Here is a 20,676-nt window from a genome sequence, read left to right on the forward strand (position 1 = left end):
TGCATGCTAAATTTTAAGACTCCGCTTTTTCAGGTTCGGCTGCGGAAGTAGCGATACTGTGACTGATGGCACTGCGCTCGAAAGTAAGCTTAGTTACATCATTGACCTTCAGAACAACTGTGTCGTTCGTAAGCTCTGTAATCGTGCCATGAAGCCCTCCGATGGTCACGATTTTGTCCCCCTTCTTAAGGGCGCTGAGCATCGTATTCCGCGTCTGCTGCTTCTTCTTCTGCGGACGAATAAGCAGGAAATAGAATACAACGAACATCAGAACAAAAGGAATGATGATGCCGAGGATATCCTGTCCTCCCGCTCCAGCTGCTGCATATTGAAACATTTTTAACCCCCCCTTTCTTCTCTAATGAGTTTAGAACCCTTTGTCATTGTTAAACAGACCATACTGTTCGAAGAATTCATCCCGGAAATCAAGCAACCGGTCATCCATGATCGCTTGACGTACGTTCTTCATAAGATCAAGCAGGAAGTGCAGATTATGATACGTCGTTAACCGGAGTCCGAAAGTCTCGTCAGCCTTGATCAAATGACGTAAGTAAGCCCGTGAATAGTTCCGGCATGTATAACAGCCGCAATTCGGATCCAATGGACCGAAGTCGTTGGCATACTTCGCATTACGGACAACAAGCCGGCCTTGGCTTGTCATCGTGGTCCCGTTGCGGGCGATTCTCGTTGGAAGCACACAATCGAACATATCTATTCCCCGGATGGAGCCTTCGATCAGCGCATCGGGCGAACCCACACCCATTAAATACCTTGGCTTATTCGAAGGAAGCAGGGGCACTGTATAATCCAGCACCTCATACATCAGGTGTTTGGGCTCACCTACACTCAGTCCACCAATAGCATACCCCGGAAAATCCAGGGAAGTCAAATCAGCCGCGCTCTGTCTGCGAAGTTCCTCATACATCCCGCCCTGAACAATGGCGAATAAGGCCTGATCGTGCGGACGGGTATGGCTTTCAAGACAGCGCTCCGCCCACCTGGTTGTCCGCTCCAACGACTTCTTGACATAGTCGAAGTCCGCCGGATATGGGGCACATTCATCAAACGCCATCATAATATCCGAGCCTAGGGCATTCTGAATTTCCATCGCAACCTCAGGAGACAGGAACAGCTTATCCCCGCTTAAATGAGAATGAAAATGTACCCCCTCTTCCGTAATCTTGCGCATTTCGCTAAGGGAGAAGACCTGGAATCCGCCGCTGTCCGTGAGGATCGCACGATCCCAGTTCATAAATTTGTGGAGTCCGCCAGCTTCACGGATCACCTCATGACCCGGGCGAAGAAAGAGATGGTACGTATTGCTCAAAATAATTTTGGCGTCCATTTCCTTCAGTTCTTCCGGACTCATCGTCTTCACCGTGGCTTGAGTACCTACAGGCATAAAGGTAGGGGTTTCAATAATCCCGTGAGGGGTATGCACCCGGCCTAATCTGGCGCCGGATTGCTTACATGTTTTGATATGTTCGTACGTTACTGCTGCTGTCAAATTTATCAACCATCCTCTAAAGCTTTAATAAATAAACATGGCGTCACCGAAGCTGAAGAATCTGTACTCCTTCTCAATCGCTTCCTGATAGGCCGATAAAATATGTTCTCTTCCCGCCAAGGCACTCACCAGCATAACGAGCGTGGATTTAGGAAGATGGAAATTCGTGATGAGCGCGTCAACAATACCGAATTGATAACCCGGATAGATGAAAATTTGTGTCCATCCGCTGCTCTTTACGATCGGCCCGTCCCCGCACTTCTGGCTGACCGTCTCCAGGGTTCTTGCTGAGGTTGTCCCAACTGCAATAACTCTGCCGCCACGCGCTCTGGTCTCATTGAGGATGTCCGCCGTCTCCTGCGGAAGGACGTAATACTCCTCATGCATCACATGGTCCTCAATCCGGTCCACGGACATCGGTCTGAATGTGCCAAGTCCGACGTGAAGCGTTACAAAGGCAATCGTAACCCCCTTGGCACGAATCCGGTCCAATAATTCCTCGGTAAAATGCAGTCCTGCCGTCGGAGCCGCCGCCGAACCTTCATTACGTGCGTATACGGTCTGGTACCGTTCCTTGTCTTCCAGCTTTTCCTTAATATAAGGGGGAAGAGGCATCTGCCCAAGCCGGTCCAGAATCTCGTTAAATATCCCTTGATAAGCGAACTTCAGCACACGGCCGCCAAGCTCGCCTTCTTCCATAATCGTTGCCTTAAGCTCGTCACCAAATACGATCACCGCACCGGTTCTAAGCTTTTTCCCTGGCTTAACCAGAACCTCCCATTGATCCTCACCCAGGTTCTTAAGCAGCAGAACCTCGGCCTTGGCGCCGGTATCTTCCTTAACGCCAAACAATCTTGCGGGCAGAACCCGCGTATCATTAAGTACGAGGGTGTCTCCGGGATTCAAGTAATCAATAATATCCGAGAAAATATGATGCTGGGTCTTTCCGTCCTTCTTATTCAGCGTCAACAGGCGGGAGGACATTCTCTCTAAAAGCGGCGTCTGGGCGATTAAGCGCTCAGGCAGCTCGAAATCATACAAGTCCACATTCATGATGCTGCTTCATTCCTTCTCTATAGTCACATTTTGATAGTAATGCTGCAAAATGGTTTTGTAATCCTTGCCCGCGTCGGCCATGCCCTTAGCGCCCCATTGGGACATCCCGATGCCATGGCCATTCCCCTGTCCAGTGATAAAGAACATGTTGGTGTCATCCACTACTCTGGCTTCATTCGAACCATTCAGGACAACCATGTTCCCGCCGTTCAAGGTCTGGGTGCCGGATACGGACAGAACCTTGGTTCCAGCCTTCGCTGTGCCCGAAGCCGTCTGATCCCCCGCACCTAGTACAGTATACCTCCCGGTTGGGGTAATATCAAACAGCGTGCTTGGCAGGCCGCCTAACGCGGACCGGAACATATCCGGGTATTTCACATCCAGCACCTGTCCGTTCGCCTTCACTTCAATCGCACGGCCCGACGGACCTCTCTTCGTCACATCCAAGGACACAATGGGGGAACTCACGGCCGTTGCTGTCTTCCCTTTCAAGGACTTGCTAAGCTGATCGGAGGTGAACGGTCCCCGGACCCAGGCGTATTCGTTAGATTGGCTGACCTTCTCAAGCACCACGGCCTGATCCCCAGGATTGAGCTTGCCAACCGGGGTCTCACCCGATTGAATCATTGGCAGAGTACGAACATTGGTATCCTTCGCCGTAGCTGTCAGATAAGCAAGGCCTGCCGGATTCTTGTCTCCGGTAAGCTTGGCGTTGTCTTCACGGACATATCCGCTCTTCCCATTGGACAGAAGAACATGGTACCACATCTTAAGTCCAGCTTGAGCCGCCTTATCTTCCTCGCTCTTAACGGCTTGATAAGTGCTGTCGGTGTCCTTCCAGACCTCTGAAGAATCCGCTGCCATACCGCCGCTGTTCGAGGAGAACAATCCTTCAATCAGCTTCCCGTTCTTCTTGAGCACCTCTCCTGAAGTACTATCTACCGCCTGAATAATGCTTGCGGCTTCCTTCTCAATCCCGTTGTAGGCCTGGCTCAGCGTGGTATCAACAAGTCCGGCCACCTTAAACTTGGTAGCGCCCTGATATAAGGCATAAGTTCTTGCAGCCACCGCCTGTGCTTTCAGCGCTTCCTGCGGCCAGCTGGAATATACCTCGCCGCCTACCACAGAATACAGATATTGATCCATAGGCAGTTCATTCACCACGGCAAGCTGTCCAGCCACCTTGCTCAGTTCGAAACCGCCTCTATATTTGCGTGAGGAACGCTCAACCAATTGAATATTTCCGGAATCTCCCGCGGTCCCTTGAATCCAGAGCGGCGAGCCCGTTCCATTCAATGAATAGTGTTTAACCGGCGAGGGTGCATTCAGGTTCAGTGTTACATCACTTCGCACAATCAAGGCAATACCTGATTGGCCTGCCGGGGTCAGATTCTGTCCTGGCAGTTGGCTGGTAAGCTGTGATTCCACCTGGTCGAGCTCATCGCCAGTGGAGGCATCCCCTACCCAGACTTCATATGAGGCTTGTCCGGTAATGGCAATCACCGCATCCACACCCAGGGAAGCAATTTTGGCTCTAAGCGTCTCGGCCTCCTGCTGGGTCTTAAATGCGCCTGCGGACAAATATAAGCCCCCCCTAGCTTCTGGCGCATCCCCACCGCTTAGGCCTAGCGTCTGTCCTGTACGGGCGGCGGCTTTTTGAGCTTCTGCAGCGCTCAGGTAAGGGCCGGTGTATACTTGGTACAATGTACTGCCGGATTGATTAACTGAAAATATGAAGGGCTTGTCCGAACCTGCTTGAAGCTTCTTGGCTGCGGCAGATGCCTTGGACCAGTCCGGCGTCTCCATGACTTTGACTTTAAATGTATCCAAGCTGAACCGGATTTTGTCCCCAGCGGCAAGATTGACCCAGGCTTCCCCTCCTGCCCCGGAATTTCTGGGACCAGCCGTCCAGGCGGTGGAGGAGACAAGGGTTATTGCTGGTACCGTTGATTTATATGCACTTCCCGCGTCAACAAACAGGGCAACTCTCACTTGATCCGAGTTTGCCGAAGCCGCCGGGGTCTGAAATTGAACCAGACCCATCAGCAGTACGCCCGCTAGAAGGCTTTTTCCAACCTTAAGCATGTTGCTCTTTAATCCTGATCTCTTCATGATATCCTCCTCAGAGATGATTTGTTTCACGTACATATTTTATTTCTCGGGCATGGGAAGGCCTAAGTGATTGTAAGCGGCCGCAGTTACCATGCGTCCGCGCGGAGTCCGCTGCAGAAACCCGATCTGCAGAAGATACGGCTCATACACATCCTCGATGGTCTGGCTCTCTTCCCCTATCGTTGCGGCAATGGTATCCAGCCCTACAGGCCCACCGCGAAAGTTCGTAATCATGGCTCTCAGCATCTTATGGTCAATCAGATCAAGTCCCATCGGGTCGACCTGGAGCATCTTCAAGGCTTCCTTGGCGATTTCCACCGTAATGATTCCGTCTCCACGCACCTGTGCGTAATCCCGTACGCGCTTAAGCAGCCTGTTGGCAATACGCGGGGTTCCTCGCGACCTCAAGGCAACCTCTTCAGCCGCATTTCCGAGAATCTCAATGCCCAGAATGTCGGCCCCCCTGCTCACGATATAACTCAGCTGATCCACAGTGTAGAACTCCAGCCTGCTCACCACACCGAACCGGTCCCGGAGCGGCGCGGAGAGAAGTCCTGCTCTTGTTGTAGCACCCACCAGCGTGAACGGTGGAAGGTCCAGCCTTACGGACCGGGCACTTGGTCCCTTACCAATCATAATATCCAGCGCGAAATCCTCCATTGCCGGATAAAGCACCTCTTCCACCGTCCGGTGCAGGCGGTGAATCTCGTCAATGAACAACACATCGCCTTCCTGCAGGTTCGTTAGCAGGGCAGCCAGGTCACCAGGTCGTTCAATCGCAGGACCTGAGGTAGTCCGCAGATTCACTCCAAGCTCATTGGCGATAATATTGGCCAGGGTTGTCTTGCCAAGTCCTGGAGGGCCATAGAGCAGCACATGATCCAAGGCCTCTTTTCTCATTTTGGCTGCTTCAATATAGATCTTCAGATTCTCTTTGATTTGGTCCTGACCAATATATTCTGATAAATAACGGGGGCGAAGACTTAGTTCGACCGCCTGGTCTTCCATCATTAAGTTAGCCGATATTATCCGGTCATCCATCATCACTGTACTCCCCCTCTCAGATTGTTAATATCATGCCGTGTACAGCATTCTAAGGGCCTTTTTCATAACGGAATCCACCGACTCGTCCGGAGTAACGCCGTCCTTCAAGCTCTGCCATACTTTATCGAGCTCCGCATCCGTATAGCCAAGTGCCCGCAGCCCCTCTTTGGCCTCATGCCAGCCCGTGAATACCGGATTGAATAGATCGTGATCGGAAGATTCCTGCACAAACACCGGCGTGCTTGCAATGCCGTCCAGCTTATCTTTCAGATCGAGAATAATCCGCTGAGCCGTCTTCTTCCCGATGCCCGGCAGCTTGGTTAAGAATGTGATGTTCTCCTGATAAATCGCCGCGATTACGCTGTCCGGCGTGCCTCCGGCCAGAATTCCGAGAGCCACACGCGGACCGATTCCGGTTACATCGATCAATTTGCGGAACAGCTTCTGCTCCTCCCGGGTTGGAAATCCGAACAGCAGAATCGCATCCTCCCGAACGTGGTGGTGAATATAAGCGGTAACCACATCATCACTCTTGGCAAAAGCATACGGATTCGGACAAAATACACGGTAGCCCACATTGTGGACATCCATTACAATATATTCGGTTTCGTAATGAACAACCTGTCCCTTTAAATAATCGATCATGAACGAAGTACCTCATTTATCTTGGAATTTAATGTGCTCGAGTGAGCATGACATATCGCAATAGCCAAAGCATCTGCAACATCATCCGGCTTAGGCACTGCTTGAAGCTTCAGGAAAATCCTGGTCATCTCCTGCACCTGCTTCTTCTCCGCCTTACCATAACCCACAATCGCCTGCTTGACCTGCATCGGGGTATATTCCGCTATGGGCAGACCACGCTGAATAGCCGCCAGAACAAGTACCCCTCTGGCTTGACTGACCGACATGGCTGTAGTGACATTCCGGTTGAAGAAAAGCTTCTCAAGCGCAACCGCATCCGGTTTATATTTATCTATCAAGAGCCCGATGTCCTCATAGACATGCAGCAATCTCTCAGGCTCGGGAGTATCCTTGTGAGTCTGTATGCATCCATATTGAACAGGTACACACTTGCTGCCCTGCTTATCAATAAAACCAAAGCCAACAATGGCAATTCCGGGGTCTATCCCTAAAATACGCAAACTTGATCTCTCCTATAGTTCACAAAGCGAACATATGTATTCACTCTATTATAACAAAAGATAGCCGGGTGCAGAGGAAAAAGTTCATGTTCCATCAATTAAACGCAAAAAAGAGACGTATTCCACGTCTCTTAGAGCTCTTTCGACTAATGTTTATTCTGCTGCATGACCTTTTGCGAGGCTTCCACCGCATAATCGCTAAAGGTCGAAAGAACACTGTTATACTCCTCAACATCCTGAATCCGAATTCCCTGCTTAACCTGACGGATTACATCCTCCGGAAGTGCACTTTCCATAAACTCGATGTCCATCTGGAAAAAAGTGCGCATGACCTTCTCCTCCTTCGGAGGTCCTTCGAATAAGCTTAAGTTCCCGTTGCGGTCCAGACCGATATAACCCGAGCGCTTGCAAATGTCCGAAAGATCATCAATATGATGATCGAGCCACACCGTGCCCTCGGCATCCACCCGGCCCTTCCACTCCGGATGCTTGTTCAGCAGATCGATAATCTCAGCGCTTTCCATTCGGCCAAGGATATGGCTCTCTTCCCCGCATGTATATATTTTATTCAAATGAACCGTTCTGGAGCCCTTCATCTCCGTCAAAGCCCGTTCAAAGTCAGGTGAGGTCGTCTCCATGCTTATAGTGCTCAGATTGCCCAACGTGGCAAGAGCGGCAGGTTCTTCCCTGGTCATCGCCTGCTCCAGCTTATCCGAAAGCAGCATACCCAGCCAAGCCAGACAGGCTACAAGACAGCAGGCGGACACGGTCCAGATTGCCCTCCTCCATCTTTTCCATCGTCTTTTAAAAATTCGCTTTATTCTAAAGATGCTCACGGCAATCCCCTTCTTACTTGCGGTCTTTGATACCTATTGTGACCTTGGGATTGCCGTATTATACAAGTCATGCTGTTCTTGAATCAGCTGATTACATTACAAGTCTAATTGAACTACGCTTTGGGTCTCTGCGGCTTCAAATATCGCTTCAATCAGCTGCATAACACGGAACACTTCCTCATTTCGAATGAACGGCTCAGCTGCGCCTTCAATTACATCTATAAAATTCAAGTAAAAGCCCTGAGGTTTGATCTCCGGCTTCTCTAGAGGCAGCCTAAGCGTTGATTCTTCTGATGGAGGGGCCATCGTCTTCGTAAGCCCGTTTCCGGCCTGAATCGGCAGCGGCTCCATCTTCACCGAGTTAGAGTTAGTTTTTACAATTTCCCCGCTCAAGTCCCAATCCCTTATGATTGCTGTTCCTTCTGTGCCTTTAACATACCAGCGCGGCAGCTTGATATAGTTGGTGGTTCCTACTTCAATCAATGCCGTAAGTCCATTGCGGAACCGGATATGGGTGCTGAACCCGTCATCTACCTCATTCCCCAGAACTGTACTCAAACTCGCGGCTACATGAGATGTTTTGCTATCTGTAAGCTGGAGCAGCTGATCTAACAGATGCACCCCCCAGTCCAGCAGCATGCCACCACCATTGGCTTTAAGCTGACGCCAGTCTCCCGGGATTCCGTTGGCTCCGTGAACTCTGGATTCGATATGGAAAACCTCACCGATGACCTTCTTGTTTATGAGTTCTTTGACAATCAGGTAATCTTCATCCCAGCGGCGGTTCTGATGCACCATAAAGATCCGTTTCTCTTCTTGAGCCACCTGCATAATTTCAGTAAGATCCCTACTTGTAATAGTCACCGGCTTTTCGCAAATAACATGCTTGCCAGCCCGAAGCGCCTTGATGGACAGTTCTTTATGTACCTCATTAGGAGTAGCAATCAACACGATATCTACCGAATCGTCAGACAATACTGCCTCCATGCTTTCATAAGTGTGATACCCACGGGACCGGGCCAGATCCATTCTATAATCCACAATATCATAGACTCCAGATAGTTGAATCCGTTCAACCTCTTCTATTAACTGCCCATGATAACTGCCCATACCACCATATCCTATAATAACCACTTGGTAATTCTTATCTGTACTCATTCCTAATCCCTCCGCATCATTATCGGTGCCCTAAATATGATACCATAGGTGATCTGCACTGCGCTGTGCTTATTTTCATGAGAAAACTAACAATATGGGAAGCAAATGTTAGACTCAAATGCACAAATATCATATTCTTTTCTCTGTCTCACCTCTCTGTTTTTTGTTGCAAATGCAATAAATTTAAGTTAAATTATATTTACGATCTTTGTTGCATTTACAACAAAAGTGTTTTGAGGAGTTAGTTGTGAAGTAAAATCTTCGAGAAATTGGAATGATAGTGCTATCGCAAAACTCGAAATTAATGGTTTTATCTCTGTTCGATCTTCTTTAGAAAGTAAGAAAGAATATAGAAAAAGACTGGGAACTTGTAAAAAAGGGAACAAACGAATTTATTGATTTTATAAAGGAGCGAAACAATTAATGAGTATAGCTATCAAAAAATGCACACTTGAGGATTCACGCAAGCTTCAAGAAATTAGTTATGAAACATTTAATGATACATTCAAGCATCAGAATTCAGCTGAAAATATGCGTGCCTATCTAGAAAAAGCTTTTAATTTAAACCAATTAGAACAAGAATTATCCAATAGTTCTTCGCAGTTCTTTTTTGCTTATGTTAATGATGAACTCGCAGGATATTTGAAGATTAACACCGATGATGCCCAGTCTGAAGATATGGGTGATGAATCACTCGAAATCGAGAGGATTTATATAAAGTATGAATTTCAAAGGGATGGGCTTGGTAAATATCTGCTGAATAAAGCTATAGACATGGCGAGGGAACATCATAAAAAGAAAGTCTGGCTAGGCGTATGGGAGAAAAACGAAAATGCTATCGCTTTTTATAATAAAATGGGGTTCGTTCAAGTGGGAACCCACTCTTTTTATATGGGCGATGAGGAACAAACGGACTATATTATGAGCAAAACACTCATTTAATTTTTCAAAGGAATGAGTTATTACCTATTTAAGTTTCCGCTGAAATTTAGAAAGTCTCCTAAAATAACTTGAGGAGAAATTTAGTGCGCAGGTTACTCGATCACAAAAAAACTGCCTTTGTCATTCGGGACTTGTATCCTAGATAGCGTCCATTTGGGACACATAAGGAAAAGCTCAACCAGTAAAACTGACTGAGCTCATAATATGACTGCAAAAACAACTGAGGGGCTCCCCCGGCTCCCCCAGCCTAATGTGAGAACGTAACCTCAGAGGATGGCCTCGTAAGCAACAATCCTCTGGAATTCAGCCAATAACTTGAACATTCCCGCCAAGAAATTCATGGCTATATATATCAGATATTTTTTCCAGAACACGCTGCGCATGCTCTGTGAATTTCAAGTCCGAAATCCGATCTTTGAACAGAAACACGCCGGTCTCATTGCTGTTTTTGCCCAGAGCTCCCTCATATAATAGGTTGGCTCCATGAGTAGGCGGAGAGGAAAAAAACTTCATAAACAGTTCAAACCCTGCGGTCAGTCCGGAATCTTTTCCTTTTCTTAGCGTATTGTTAATGCCCGGGTCAACGCTGCGGATCTTGATGCCTTCCTTGGCAAGCTGCGGTGCGACGGCTTGGGTCCACAGCGAAAGAGCCAGCTTTGAAGTCGCATATGGTCCATACATTTTGCGGAAGGTTTTGGGATGTTCCAATTTTTCGATCGTAAACTCCTTCGTAAATCTAAACACCTGGGATGAAGTGTTAATCACCGTTTTTAAGCGGCCGTTCTTCAACAGCTCCTTCAATTCCATCAGAATAATATAAGGAACGACCGTCAACAATTCATAATGCAATTCTCGGCCTTGTTTCGAATAGCGCAGCTCACTTAAGCCTCCTCCGGCGTTGTTAAACAAAATATCGATCTGCTGTTCCCTGCTTTTTATTTCTTCCAAAGAGTGTCTCAAGCTGCCATAATCGGTGAGATCCTTCACTTTATAAGCTCGGAGACGTCCGGCCTTGAGATGATTTTGGAGGAATCTATCGTCCGCTGGGAAATCCGACCGGTTTAAAGCAACCACCTGCCAATTCTCCGACAGCATTTTCCGGGTCAATGCCAACCCGATCCCATTGCTTGCCCCTGTAATCAGTGCGATATGTTCTCGCTGGTTCGTATTCAATTCATGTCCTCCTTCATATTTCAGAATATTCACCGGTTATTTGCGCACATCAGTCGGAGACGGGCAGGAGGATCAATTTGCCGTGGGCACGCCCACTCTGACTGATTTCGACGGCTGAACGCCATGCATCGAGTGCGAAAGTCTTGGCGATCGGAATGGTGAACTTGCCGTCTGCTGCGTAATGGGCAAAGTCGCCTACAACGTCATAACGCAGGGTATGTAATTCTCCGTAGCTGGCGCGAACGCCAAATTCAGCGGCTGCAGCGAAATCGCTGACAGTTAGGACCTGCTCGGGATGCCCATTGACAATATGGATCAGATCTATCATTGCACCGCTGATTGGCCCGGCATCCAGGGCGAGTTCTACCGGCTGCTTCGCCAGTTCGGTCACTCGCTCGACCATTCCATCACCGTACGAAGTCACCATCGCTCCCATTGCGCGGAGTTTGTCGGCGTAGGTGGCACCTGCGGTTGCGACCACACGAGCACCGCGCATGATGGCGATCTGCACGGCGGCGAAACCTACCGTTGTGCCAGCTCCGTGCACGAGTACGGTCTGGCCCGACCTCACCCCGAGAGTGTCAATGCCTCGGTAGGCGGTTTCGACCGCCATTGGCAGTGCTGCAGCGTGTACAAAGTCGAGTCCGACCGGGATGCGGAACCAGTAGTACATGATCGCTTGGTCGGACGCACCGGCGCTCGAACCATCCATGAAATCGGCTGCACCCAGAACAGCATCGCCGATGGCGACATCGGTTACGCCCTCTCCGATCGCGTCTACAATCCCTGACACGTCCAGACCAATCCCGCGAGGCAAGGGCAGTTGACCGGCAAAGTGTCCTCGGCACATCCCCCAGTCAACCGGATTTAACCCGCAAGCAAGTACACTTACGCGAATGCGTCCCGGACCTGGTTCTGGAATCGCCACCTCCTCCAAGCGCAAGACGTCAGTTGGTTCGCCATAGTCGTGGAACCGGATTGTCCGCATGGTATTCTCCATTTCGATGTTCCCTCCATTTCGCTCTGATAGAATCATGTTCTCTGTGAAATCAAACGGTCTTCCAAGAAAAAGCAGCGAAATCCTAAACTATAAGGTTCACTAGAGGGCAGGGGGATCACGAGGGGAAAGCTCCATGAAAATTCATGACCCTCCTGCCCGCGCTTTAAAAGTCATGAGAAGAAGTACTGAGCCAGTTACGAACGGAAAGTGCTTAGATCTGGGAGCCGCCTCCGTCGACTGGGAACTCAGCCCCGGTCGTATAGGTGGCCTCAAATGCCAGGAATGCAACAGCCTTGGCGACCTCAACTGGGTCGCCAAGACGCAGCATTGGGATCTGCTGTCTCATCTGTGCCTTTGTCTGCTTGGCAGCTTCTTCCGGCATTGACTTTTCCATGATGCCTGTGTCAATAACGCCGGGACTGACTGCGTTAACGCGAATATTTCGAGGTAATAGTTCGCGTGCCAGACCTCGAGTCATGGAGCGCAGCGCCGCCTTACTAGCTGCATAAGCACTGAGCATTGGGAGACCCACTCCGTTCACAATTGAGGTGGTAAGGACTACCCCACTACCTGTGCCTAGCAACGGGGCGAGTTTCTGCACGGTGAAGTACGGTCCTTTGGCGTTGATTGTAAGTATCTCGTCGTACTGTTCTTCGGTCATTGTCTCGAAAGGGACAAACCCTGTGACACCAGCGTTAACGAACAGGGCATCTATTGTTCCAAATTCAGATTTCACTCGATCCGCTAACGCGGCGATATCCTTCAATGAGGCGGCATCGCTTAAGACCGCGATTGCGTTGCTTCCGAGTTGTTCATGAGCCGCATCCAGCGTTGTCTGAGTACGTCCAGTAATCAGAACATGTGCCCCTTCATCCACCAGCAACTTCGCAGTTGCAAAGCCGATTCCGCTGCTGCCTCCGGTAATCACGACCTTTTTGGCAGAGAATTTGCCCTTACTGAATTGTTCCATTCGAATCGTCCTCCCTTTGTATAATCCGTCATCGGATGATTAGGTACAGGACCAATTATATAGCGTCAGGTTTAATAAGTAAACTAATTTAATTAAATTAGTTCATTTAATTAATTTCATACATAAAAGACAGTAAATTTGTTATAATGAATTTTATAGGCATCAAAGGGAGGTACTTATCCATGAGAAAAGCTGTAAGTGCAGATACATATGTGGAAAAAATAAAAGCCATCATAAGAAAAACAAAATTCAGCCAACTGAAAGTCGACGATCTCGCAAAATATATGGATATCAGCAAAGTGACACTATATAAGCATTTTTCCTCCAAAGACGACATCATCGAACAAGTCGTGGATTATTACATTAATTATTCGAAGAAGGCTGATACCGCCGTCAAAGACGATTCCGTTTCTTTTTTAGATCGTTTTCAATTAACATTTTTACAATCCTTGATGTGTGCCACGTATATCTCTGACTTGTTCTTGCAGGATCTGAAGGAATTTTATCCGCACCATTATGAGAACCTGTCCCTTGCCCTTCAAAATCGGAATAAAAGCTTACAAACTTTTTTTGAATCCGGTATGGAGCAACAGATTTTCAACAGATTGAATGCCGTGTTGTTTATGGTTCAAGATGATGCTGTGCTGCGACGCTTTATCGAGCCATCATTTTCGATTCAATATGATATCACCTTGAAACAAGCGATTATGGATTTCTACAACATGAAGCAGTATCAATTGCTAAAACCTGAATATCTGAAGAAGATAGACAACTCCGATATTGAAAAGAAAATCGTTAGTATTTTGCAAGCCATTTCATAAGTGTGCCTACAGACAATCCTGCCGCTCCGCCGCTCGGCACCATCAGACGGATGAAAATGAGGATACATCGAAGGGCGTCATGAAAAAAAGGGATTCCCCTAGAGGAATCCCTTCGCTATAAATATTATAGTGCACGACTTACATCCTCTCTGCAGTTAGTAGCTGGGGCTGGCCCGTACCTTCTGTTGAAGGTGTGTTTTGCATTTTTTCCTTTGCTTTCTCTATTCCCTCCTTCTTCAAAGGTGCCAGTTCTCCGCTTCACCTATAGAGCGAAATTAAAAGGCATCCCCTCGGATGCCTTGATTTATGCCTAATAAGAGTTCTGATTGCCTTCCTATTCTAAACTCCAAGCGAGTGAAAGGATGTGGAACGTATGCTTCCGAAGTGAAAGCCCCTCCTCCGCTGCCTCCTTCTGCTGATATCATTTGTTCAACTTATATAGAAGCTTGATTTCAAACATCACTTTTCGGTTACGCTCCGTTTCGTTCCGCCGTTGTAGATCGGCGACGCATGGATAAAGAAATAATAGCCGGGATGAGTGCCATTACGACGCCAACGCCGCCAAACCAACCAACTGCTGCAAGAGAGATGTTTTCTACAATGATACCCCCAATTACAGCCCCTACGGCCATTCCCAACTGCACGATAGAATTGTTCAAACTCAGGACGATCCCCGAAGCCTGAGGAGCCATGCCGATTAAATAAACCTGTTGAACCGGCCCCGTCGACCAAGCGAAAAAGGACCATAACATAAGCAAGGGCAACACGATCATGGACGAATGGGAGAACGCTGTCAGTAACAATAATATTCCCGAGTGAAAGAGCAGGCCTCCAAGCATCGTACGGGGGATCCCCCATTTATCTGCACCGTAGCCGCCAGCTTGGGAGCCTATAAGACTGGCCAGTCCAAACGCAAACAACCCGACGTTGACCATCCCTTCACTCATCCCCGTAATGTCCAGAAGAAACGGAGTAATATAGGTGTACAGCATCGTATAACCCAATATCCAGAAAAAGCTGATGGAAAGCGCGACAGAGATTCGGGGGCTTTTTAACAAGGCAAGCTGTTCCCGAATAGGAACGGGAGCCTCTCCTTCCGATCTCGGAATCGTCAGCAAAAGGACTAACATCGCGATCAAGCTCAGGGCTCCGACCCCCGTGAAGATGATTCTCCAATCATGTGAACCCGCAATGATTCTCCCAAGCGGGACCCCTAGAATAAGCGCGAGGTTAAAGCCCACTAGAACCGTAGCGATAGCGCTGCCCTGTTTTCCAGGATGAGATAATTTAGCCGCAACCGTCAGGGCGACAACCATAAATACCCCCGTGCTGATCGCCAAAATAATTCTTGCTCCGAGCAGCATGCCGTAGCCTGTAGTTGTAACAGTGATCAAGTTCCCTATAAAAAATAATCCTAAAGCCGACAGCATCAGCTTTCTTCGATCCATTTTTGCGGTAAGTGCAATAAGAATCGGGGTGCCGATGGCATAAGAAAGCGAGTAGACCGTAATCAACTGTCCGGCTGCCGCTACTGACACTCCAATATCACTTGCAAGCATATCCAAAATGCCGGCAATCACGAACTCCGAAGTTCCGACTAAAAAGCTGACAATGGCTAAAATATAAATTTTCCATGAATTTCTCATCTTTTTTCTCCCTTTTTATAATTCTACAAATCTAAATCTATAGAAATGATAATCAAAAAAATGAATGCTCAATTCGCCGGCTTCATTTCTCGGCCCAATCAAGCCTCCCCGTTTCAAGCGTTCGTACTCTGTTTTAAGCTTTATGGCCTTGCGTCTGACGAGCGAGCTCCTTACGGACAATCGGCGCTACTTTGGTGCCGAGAAGCTCAATCGTTCGCAGCAAGTCGCGATGCGGCAACGAACTGAAATCGTTGTACATCATGAAGCGAGTCAAGCCAAGGTTCTTATGCAGCAGCACGATTTTTTCTGCGACGTATTCGGGATCTCCGACGTAAAGATCGCCGTGAAGGCTGCGGGCTGAATCGTACGAGTCACGTGTATAGGTAGACCAGCCTCGTTCCCGTCCAATGTGATTCATTTGGCTAGCCATGACAGGATAATACCGTTCAGCTGCCTCTTGTGCCGTATTCGAAACAAAGCCATGCGAATGTGTAGCAATTTGCAGCTTATTCGGATCGTGACCAGCTTTCACGGCGGCTTCTTTATAAAGCTCCACTAAGGGTGCGAATCTGTGCGGCGCTCCGCCCAGGATAGAGAAGGCAATCGGAAGTCCCAGCAAGCCAGCCCGAACAGCCGATTCCGGGCTGCCCCCTGTGCCGATCCAGACAGGCAAAGGCTCCTGCTGTGCACGAGGATAGACGCCCATATTGTCAATCGCCGGACGATGACCGCCGTGCCAGATCACCTTTTCGGAAGCACGAATCTTCAACAGCAGTTCCAGTTTCTCTTCATACAATTCCTCGTAATCTTTCAGATCATAGCCGAATAGTGGGAACGATTCGATGAACGAACCCCGTCCGGCCATGATCTCCGCTCGTCCGTTCGACAGACCGTCCAACGTTGCAAAGTCCTGATATACCCGCACCGGATCGTCCGAAGATAGCACCGTCACTGCGCTCGAGAGCCGGATCCGCTTCGTTGTAGCTGCAGCTGCTGCCAGAATGACAGCTGGCGACGAGCTTGTGTATTCGATGCGATGATGCTCACCGATGGCGTAGACGTCAAGGCCGACCTGATCTGCCAATTGGATTTCTTCAATCGCTTGGCGCAGCCTCTGGGCATGCGAGACACCGCCATTTCCGGGATTTGCATGGAGAAATGTGCTCATTCCAATCTCCATCGTATTCGTTTGACCGATCATAGTTATTCTCTCCTTAAAATTGGATTAGGAATGATTAGCTAAATGTTTTAAGAATTCTCCAAGTCGACTCGAACGCTAGAACATCATTCAAGTATGAGCTCCATCATTTCTATTGTTCTAAATATATAGAAATGATTCTTAAAAAAATTACGCCAACAAAAAGGGCGCAAATTTTTCCGCTACTTCTCGATTAACGTTATAGTGAATAAATGATCCATTCTTGCGAGAATCAATCAAGCCAGAGTCCGTCAATTGCTTTAAATGATGAGATAACGTCGAGCCTGCAACCGATTCAAGCCTTTCGCCGACGGCGGTGAAGCATAAATTGCTCTCTTTCGCGAGCAGTAAAGCAATTTTCAGCCGGGTTGGTTCCCCTAAAGCTTTATACACTTTAACCGCTTGCCCGATATCTTCTTGATTTTCTCCCACTGTTTCCACCTCCCCACACGTCTTCTGCAGTTCTATAACTATCGAAATCAATATTAGCACCATGTCGTTCAAATGTAAAGGGCGTATTGGTTTTTGCCTCAAATACGAAAGGAACTGCCGCGTCGCATGGTTTCCAACCTCTTTTCCGATCTAAGGGGCTATGATTATGATGAAGTACGGTATGATTATTGAAAAAGGAACCCATGAAGAGTTCCTTTCCGACGACACCTTCTATGCGGATTCATATAACATCCTTTTTGCTAATTTTTCAGAGCGTTTATCTTAAGGATCTTTATAAAGTCGTTTCCGTTAAAAAGAATTCAGAATACTTGTACAACTTCTTTAATATCTTCAATCTCTTCAAGAATTGCGCGCTCAATAGCAGCCTTTAACGTAATCGTAGCACTTGGGCAACCATTGCAAGCTCCCAAAAATCTTAATTTGGCTATACCGTTCTTAACCTCAACCAGTTCAGCATCTCCACCGTCACGCAGTAAGAAAGGACGTAGTTTGAGAAGCACTTCCGATACTTCATCGAATAGAATTCCATTCTCCTCCATTATGCCAGCTCCTCTCTTTGTTTTACCAACAGTCAATTCAAGTTTTTTTCACCCTAGATAGTCTGAGTAATCCTTTGCTTCTTGCCTAAGAATGGCCTCTTGATCCGAAAGTTCCCTTATAAGCGTATAAATAGAGTCTAAAGGTATCATCACACCAGAACATGCACTCAAGCTAGAAAGCATATTGAAGTAGAACTGAAGTTTCCGTATCTCTCGGGTAATTTGAGCTAGTTCTGAATTGTCCGAATTATTTTTCTTCATTCCTAACACCTCGTACTTCTTAAAGGGTGATAAAAGTTGGATCTATTAAATTAATGAATCAACCGATGCTTCCTTCCATCTCAAATTGAATCAACCGATTCATTTCAACGGCATATTCCATTGGCAATTCTTTGGTAAACGGCTCAATAAAGCCCATTACAATCATTTGTGTGGCATCTTGTTCTGTAAGCCCACGGCTCATTAAGTAAAACAATTGTTCCTCGGACACTTTGGATACTGTTGCCTCGTGCTCCAAAGTAATCTGATCGTTTTTAATTTCATTGTATGGAATCGTATCGGATGTTGACAGGCTGTCCAATATCAACGTATCGCACTTAATATTGGACTTGGACCCTGCGGAATTGCGGCTGAAGCTGGACAATCCCCGGTAGTTTACTTTGCCGCCCTGTTTGCTGATGGATTTAGATATAATCGTAGATGTTGTCTCGGGAGCAAGATGAATTACCTTCGCGCCGGCATCTTGATGCTGATCTTTACCGGCTACAGCAATTGACAAGATGGACCCCTTGGCTCCCCGTCCTTTCAATAATACAGCCGGATACTTCATTGTTGCCTTGGAGCCGATGTTGCCGTCTACCCATTCCATTGTGGCGTTTTCCTCTGCCACAGCCCTTTGCGTTACCAAGTTGTAGATATTAGGAGCCCAATTCTGAATTGTTGTGTAACGGACACGGGAATCTTTCCGGCAAATAATTTCAATAACTCCGCTATGCAGAGAACTGGTACTATAAATAGATGCTGTACATCCTTCAACATAATGGACAAAGCTGCCCTCTTCGGCAATAATTAATGTCCGCTCGAATTGGCCCATATTTTCAGAATTAATACGGAAATACCCTTGTATAGGAACCTCGCACTGAACGCCCCGCGGAATGTATACAAAGCTGCCGCCTGACCAAACCGCACTGTTAAGCGCCGCAAACTTATTGTCGGCAGGAGGGATGATCGTTCCAAAATATTGCTTAAACACTTCGGGGTATCGCTTTAATGCAGTGTCCGTATCAAGGAAAATAACGCCCCGTTCCTCCAGTTCTTTCCGCATACTGTGATAGACTACTTCCGACTCATATTGAGCCGATACGCCTGCCAGAAACTTTTGCTCCGCTTCAGGAATCCCCAACTTGTCAAAAGTTGCTTTGATCTCGGAGGGAACCTCCTCCCAGGTCTTTCCCTGTTTTTCAGACGGGCGAACGTAATATTGGATGTTATCAAGATTTAGTTCAGACAAATCCGCTCCCCATTGAGGCATCGGCATTTTGTAGAATTGTTTCAAAGCTTTCAACCGAAAATCGAGCATCCACTCCGGCTCTTCCTTGATTTGGGAAATTTCCCGGACGATCTCTTCAGTCAGACCTTTTCCAGATTGAAAAATAGACTGGTGCTCGTCGCGAAACCCATATTTATATTCGCCCATATCTGGCGCTTTTTTAGCCATTAGTATCACTCCTTTTAACCTTACAAGACTCATTTTGATTTGCTATGATCTGCCGAGCTTGCTCTCCACTAAATCTTGCAGTCGATTGCGAACCCCCTCCAGCGGGATCTCCGAAATGACAGGTGCGAGGAATCCGAAAATAACAAGATATTCGGCTTCTCTCCGTGATATCCCGCGCGACATCAGATAATAGATTTGTTCTGCATTTACTTGCCCCACGGATGCAGCATGACCGGCGGTTACATCATCTTCATCAATCAGCAGGATCGGATTGGCATCGCCGCGCGCTTTAGGACTTAACATAAGCACACGTTCTGTTTGCTGACCATCACAACGGGTTGCACCCTTTTCAATCTTTGTAATGCCGTTGATAATGGCTGTAGCTTCTTCAAGCATGACTGCACGCGTAATCATCTGGCTCATCGAACTTCTGCCAAAATGCCGGGCTTGAGTTGTATAGCTCGATTTTTGATTACCCGTGCCAATAGCAATCACCTTACTGTCGGAGACCGACCCGCTGCCTTGAAGCAAAGTCTTGGTATCGCTGGCAGTATAACCATTGTTCATCTCACCAATAATCCATTCCACACCGCCATCCGCATGAACAACCGCCCGCCGCTGGGTAAAATCTGTCGTTGCTGCAGCAAGCTGATGAACCGAAGCGACTTGTACCTTTGAGCCCGCTCTCGCAAAGACCTCCACCACACCGTTATGCAATACCTCGACATCATCCCTGCTGGATACACAATTATCCACATAAATGATCTTGCTGTTGCTCCCGGCCACAATTAAGATGTGAGGAGCAAAACGCACTCCACTTGTATCGTTAAGAAAGATCGCTTGAATGGGCGCTTCAACCTCTACACCATCCGGGACATATAGAAAAACGCCACCACTCCATAAGGCACCATGTGCAGCAGATAAACTATGCTCTTCCGGCTTCACTGCCTGAAAGAGATAACGTTGAACCAACGCCTCATGCTCTTTTGCCGCAGTATGCAGGTCCGTTAAAATGACTCCCTGGGCGGATAAGCTTTCGGACAATTTCGTATACACTACATCCGAATTGAACTGAACGATTAATCCGCCTTTCACTGGAGAAGCAACCAAACCTCGAACAACCTCCGGTGCATCTTCCAAACCAGACCACGCATTCTCAGCTTTGTAATCCCCACTTTCGTAGATATCCCAATTTTCAAGTTTGATTTTCTCCACTTTAGGCAGTTCCAGCGTCCCTGCCAGCTCGAGGGCCTGAATCCGGCGTTCAAGCAGCCAACGAGGTTCATCCTTAGCACTTGACCAAGCGCGTAAAGCGTTCGCATTCATTGAAATTCTTGACTGTATACCCACTTGCGTTTC

Annotated in this window: 20 protein-coding genes; 2 read left to right on the forward strand and 18 right to left on the reverse strand. The window is 47.8% G+C overall.

Annotation, left to right across the window (positions count from 1 at the left end):
• Positions 1–13 precede the first annotated feature (13 nt).
• The 9 genes from yajC to KJS63_RS05410 form a co-directional block, all read right to left on the reverse strand.
• A complete protein-coding gene (gene yajC, locus KJS63_RS05370; protein ID WP_068615829.1) occupies positions 14–337 on the reverse strand; it encodes a preprotein translocase subunit YajC in 324 nt (107 codons plus the stop codon).
• Between the two features lie 30 nt (positions 338–367).
• Positions 368–1,507, reverse strand: a complete 1,140-nt coding sequence (tgt, locus tag KJS63_RS05375) for a tRNA guanosine(34) transglycosylase Tgt (protein ID WP_068615826.1) — start codon at positions 1,505–1,507, stop codon at positions 368–370.
• A gap of 24 nt (positions 1,508–1,531) precedes the next feature.
• Positions 1,532–2,560, reverse strand: a complete 1,029-nt coding sequence (gene queA, locus KJS63_RS05380) for a tRNA preQ1(34) S-adenosylmethionine ribosyltransferase-isomerase QueA (protein ID WP_213618228.1) — start codon at positions 2,558–2,560, stop codon at positions 1,532–1,534.
• 9 nt (positions 2,561–2,569) lie between these two features.
• Positions 2,570–4,675 (reverse strand): SpoIID/LytB domain-containing protein, encoded by a 2,106-nt coding sequence (locus KJS63_RS05385; RefSeq protein WP_213618229.1) that lies wholly within the window; start codon positions 4,673–4,675, stop codon positions 2,570–2,572.
• Between the two features lie 39 nt (positions 4,676–4,714).
• The gene (ruvB, locus tag KJS63_RS05390) at positions 4,715–5,716 is read right to left on the reverse strand and encodes a Holliday junction branch migration DNA helicase RuvB (RefSeq protein ID WP_213618338.1); all 1,002 of its coding nucleotides are present in this window, start codon (positions 5,714–5,716) and stop codon (positions 4,715–4,717) included.
• Between the two features lie 33 nt (positions 5,717–5,749).
• Positions 5,750–6,364 (reverse strand): Holliday junction branch migration protein RuvA, encoded by a 615-nt coding sequence (ruvA, locus tag KJS63_RS05395; RefSeq protein ID WP_213618230.1) that lies wholly within the window; start codon positions 6,362–6,364, stop codon positions 5,750–5,752.
• Positions 6,361–6,864, reverse strand: coding sequence for a crossover junction endodeoxyribonuclease RuvC (gene ruvC, locus KJS63_RS05400; RefSeq protein WP_068615818.1), 504 nt, complete (start codon positions 6,862–6,864; stop codon positions 6,361–6,363). Before ruvC ends, ruvA begins: the two co-directional genes overlap by 4 nt.
• A gap of 146 nt (positions 6,865–7,010) precedes the next feature.
• Entirely contained in the window at positions 7,011–7,700 is a 690-nt protein-coding gene (locus KJS63_RS05405) for a BofC C-terminal domain-containing protein (RefSeq protein ID WP_213618231.1), read from the reverse strand.
• A gap of 96 nt (positions 7,701–7,796) precedes the next feature.
• Positions 7,797–8,858: a Gfo/Idh/MocA family protein gene (locus KJS63_RS05410; RefSeq protein ID WP_213618232.1), complete on the reverse strand. Its 1,062-nt coding sequence runs from the start codon at positions 8,856–8,858 to the stop codon at positions 7,797–7,799.
• Positions 8,859–9,281: 423 nt separating this feature from the next.
• Between KJS63_RS05410 and paiA the strand changes: the two genes are divergently transcribed.
• Positions 9,282–9,800, forward strand: coding sequence for a spermidine/spermine N(1)-acetyltransferase (gene paiA / locus KJS63_RS05415; RefSeq protein ID WP_213618233.1), 519 nt, complete (start codon positions 9,282–9,284; stop codon positions 9,798–9,800).
• Between the two features lie 303 nt (positions 9,801–10,103).
• Here paiA and KJS63_RS05420 read toward each other — a convergent pair whose 3' ends face one another.
• From KJS63_RS05420 to KJS63_RS05430, 3 genes are all read right to left on the reverse strand, one after another.
• Entirely contained in the window at positions 10,104–10,973 is an 870-nt protein-coding gene (locus KJS63_RS05420; protein WP_213618234.1) for an SDR family NAD(P)-dependent oxidoreductase, read from the reverse strand.
• A 49-nt stretch (positions 10,974–11,022) separates the two neighbouring features.
• Positions 11,023–11,973 (reverse strand): NADP-dependent oxidoreductase, encoded by a 951-nt coding sequence (locus KJS63_RS05425; RefSeq protein ID WP_213618235.1) that lies wholly within the window; start codon positions 11,971–11,973, stop codon positions 11,023–11,025.
• A 211-nt stretch (positions 11,974–12,184) separates the two neighbouring features.
• On the reverse strand, positions 12,185–12,943 hold the full coding sequence (locus KJS63_RS05430; protein ID WP_213618236.1) for an SDR family oxidoreductase: 759 nt from the start codon (positions 12,941–12,943) through the stop codon (positions 12,185–12,187).
• A gap of 182 nt (positions 12,944–13,125) precedes the next feature.
• Here KJS63_RS05430 and KJS63_RS05435 point away from each other — a divergent pair, with 182 nt between their 5' ends.
• Complete coding sequence (locus KJS63_RS05435) at positions 13,126–13,764, forward strand: TetR/AcrR family transcriptional regulator (RefSeq protein WP_213618237.1); 639 nt, start codon at positions 13,126–13,128, stop codon at positions 13,762–13,764.
• A gap of 470 nt (positions 13,765–14,234) precedes the next feature.
• On the opposite strand, the gene KJS63_RS05440 is transcribed toward KJS63_RS05435, so the two are convergent.
• The 6 genes from KJS63_RS05440 to sufD all read right to left on the reverse strand — a co-directional run bounded on the left by KJS63_RS05440 (position 14,235) and on the right by sufD (position 20,667).
• Positions 14,235–15,410, reverse strand: a complete 1,176-nt coding sequence (locus tag KJS63_RS05440) for an MFS transporter (RefSeq protein ID WP_213618238.1) — start codon at positions 15,408–15,410, stop codon at positions 14,235–14,237.
• A 133-nt stretch (positions 15,411–15,543) separates the two neighbouring features.
• Positions 15,544–16,611 carry an Atu2307/SP_0267 family LLM class monooxygenase gene (locus KJS63_RS05445; protein ID WP_213618239.1) on the reverse strand — a complete coding sequence of 356 codons (1,068 nt, stop codon included), beginning with the start codon at positions 16,609–16,611 and terminating at the stop codon, positions 15,544–15,546.
• A 147-nt stretch (positions 16,612–16,758) separates the two neighbouring features.
• Complete coding sequence (locus KJS63_RS05450) at positions 16,759–17,040, reverse strand: ArsR/SmtB family transcription factor (RefSeq protein WP_100537217.1); 282 nt, start codon at positions 17,038–17,040, stop codon at positions 16,759–16,761.
• 320 nt (positions 17,041–17,360) lie between these two features.
• Entirely contained in the window at positions 17,361–17,600 is a 240-nt protein-coding gene (locus tag KJS63_RS05455; RefSeq protein ID WP_213618240.1) for a NifU family protein, read from the reverse strand.
• A 319-nt stretch (positions 17,601–17,919) separates the two neighbouring features.
• The gene (gene sufB / locus KJS63_RS05460) at positions 17,920–19,317 is read right to left on the reverse strand and encodes a Fe-S cluster assembly protein SufB (RefSeq protein WP_213618241.1); all 1,398 of its coding nucleotides are present in this window, start codon (positions 19,315–19,317) and stop codon (positions 17,920–17,922) included.
• A 42-nt stretch (positions 19,318–19,359) separates the two neighbouring features.
• Positions 19,360–20,667: a Fe-S cluster assembly protein SufD gene (sufD, locus tag KJS63_RS05465; RefSeq protein WP_374706244.1), complete on the reverse strand. Its 1,308-nt coding sequence runs from the start codon at positions 20,665–20,667 to the stop codon at positions 19,360–19,362.
• Positions 20,668–20,676: the final 9 nt, after the last annotated feature.

This window comes from Paenibacillus sp. J22TS3 (genome assembly GCF_018403205.1).
In the GTDB taxonomy this organism is placed as follows: Bacteria; Bacillota; Bacilli; order Paenibacillales; family Paenibacillaceae; genus Fontibacillus; species Fontibacillus tuaregi.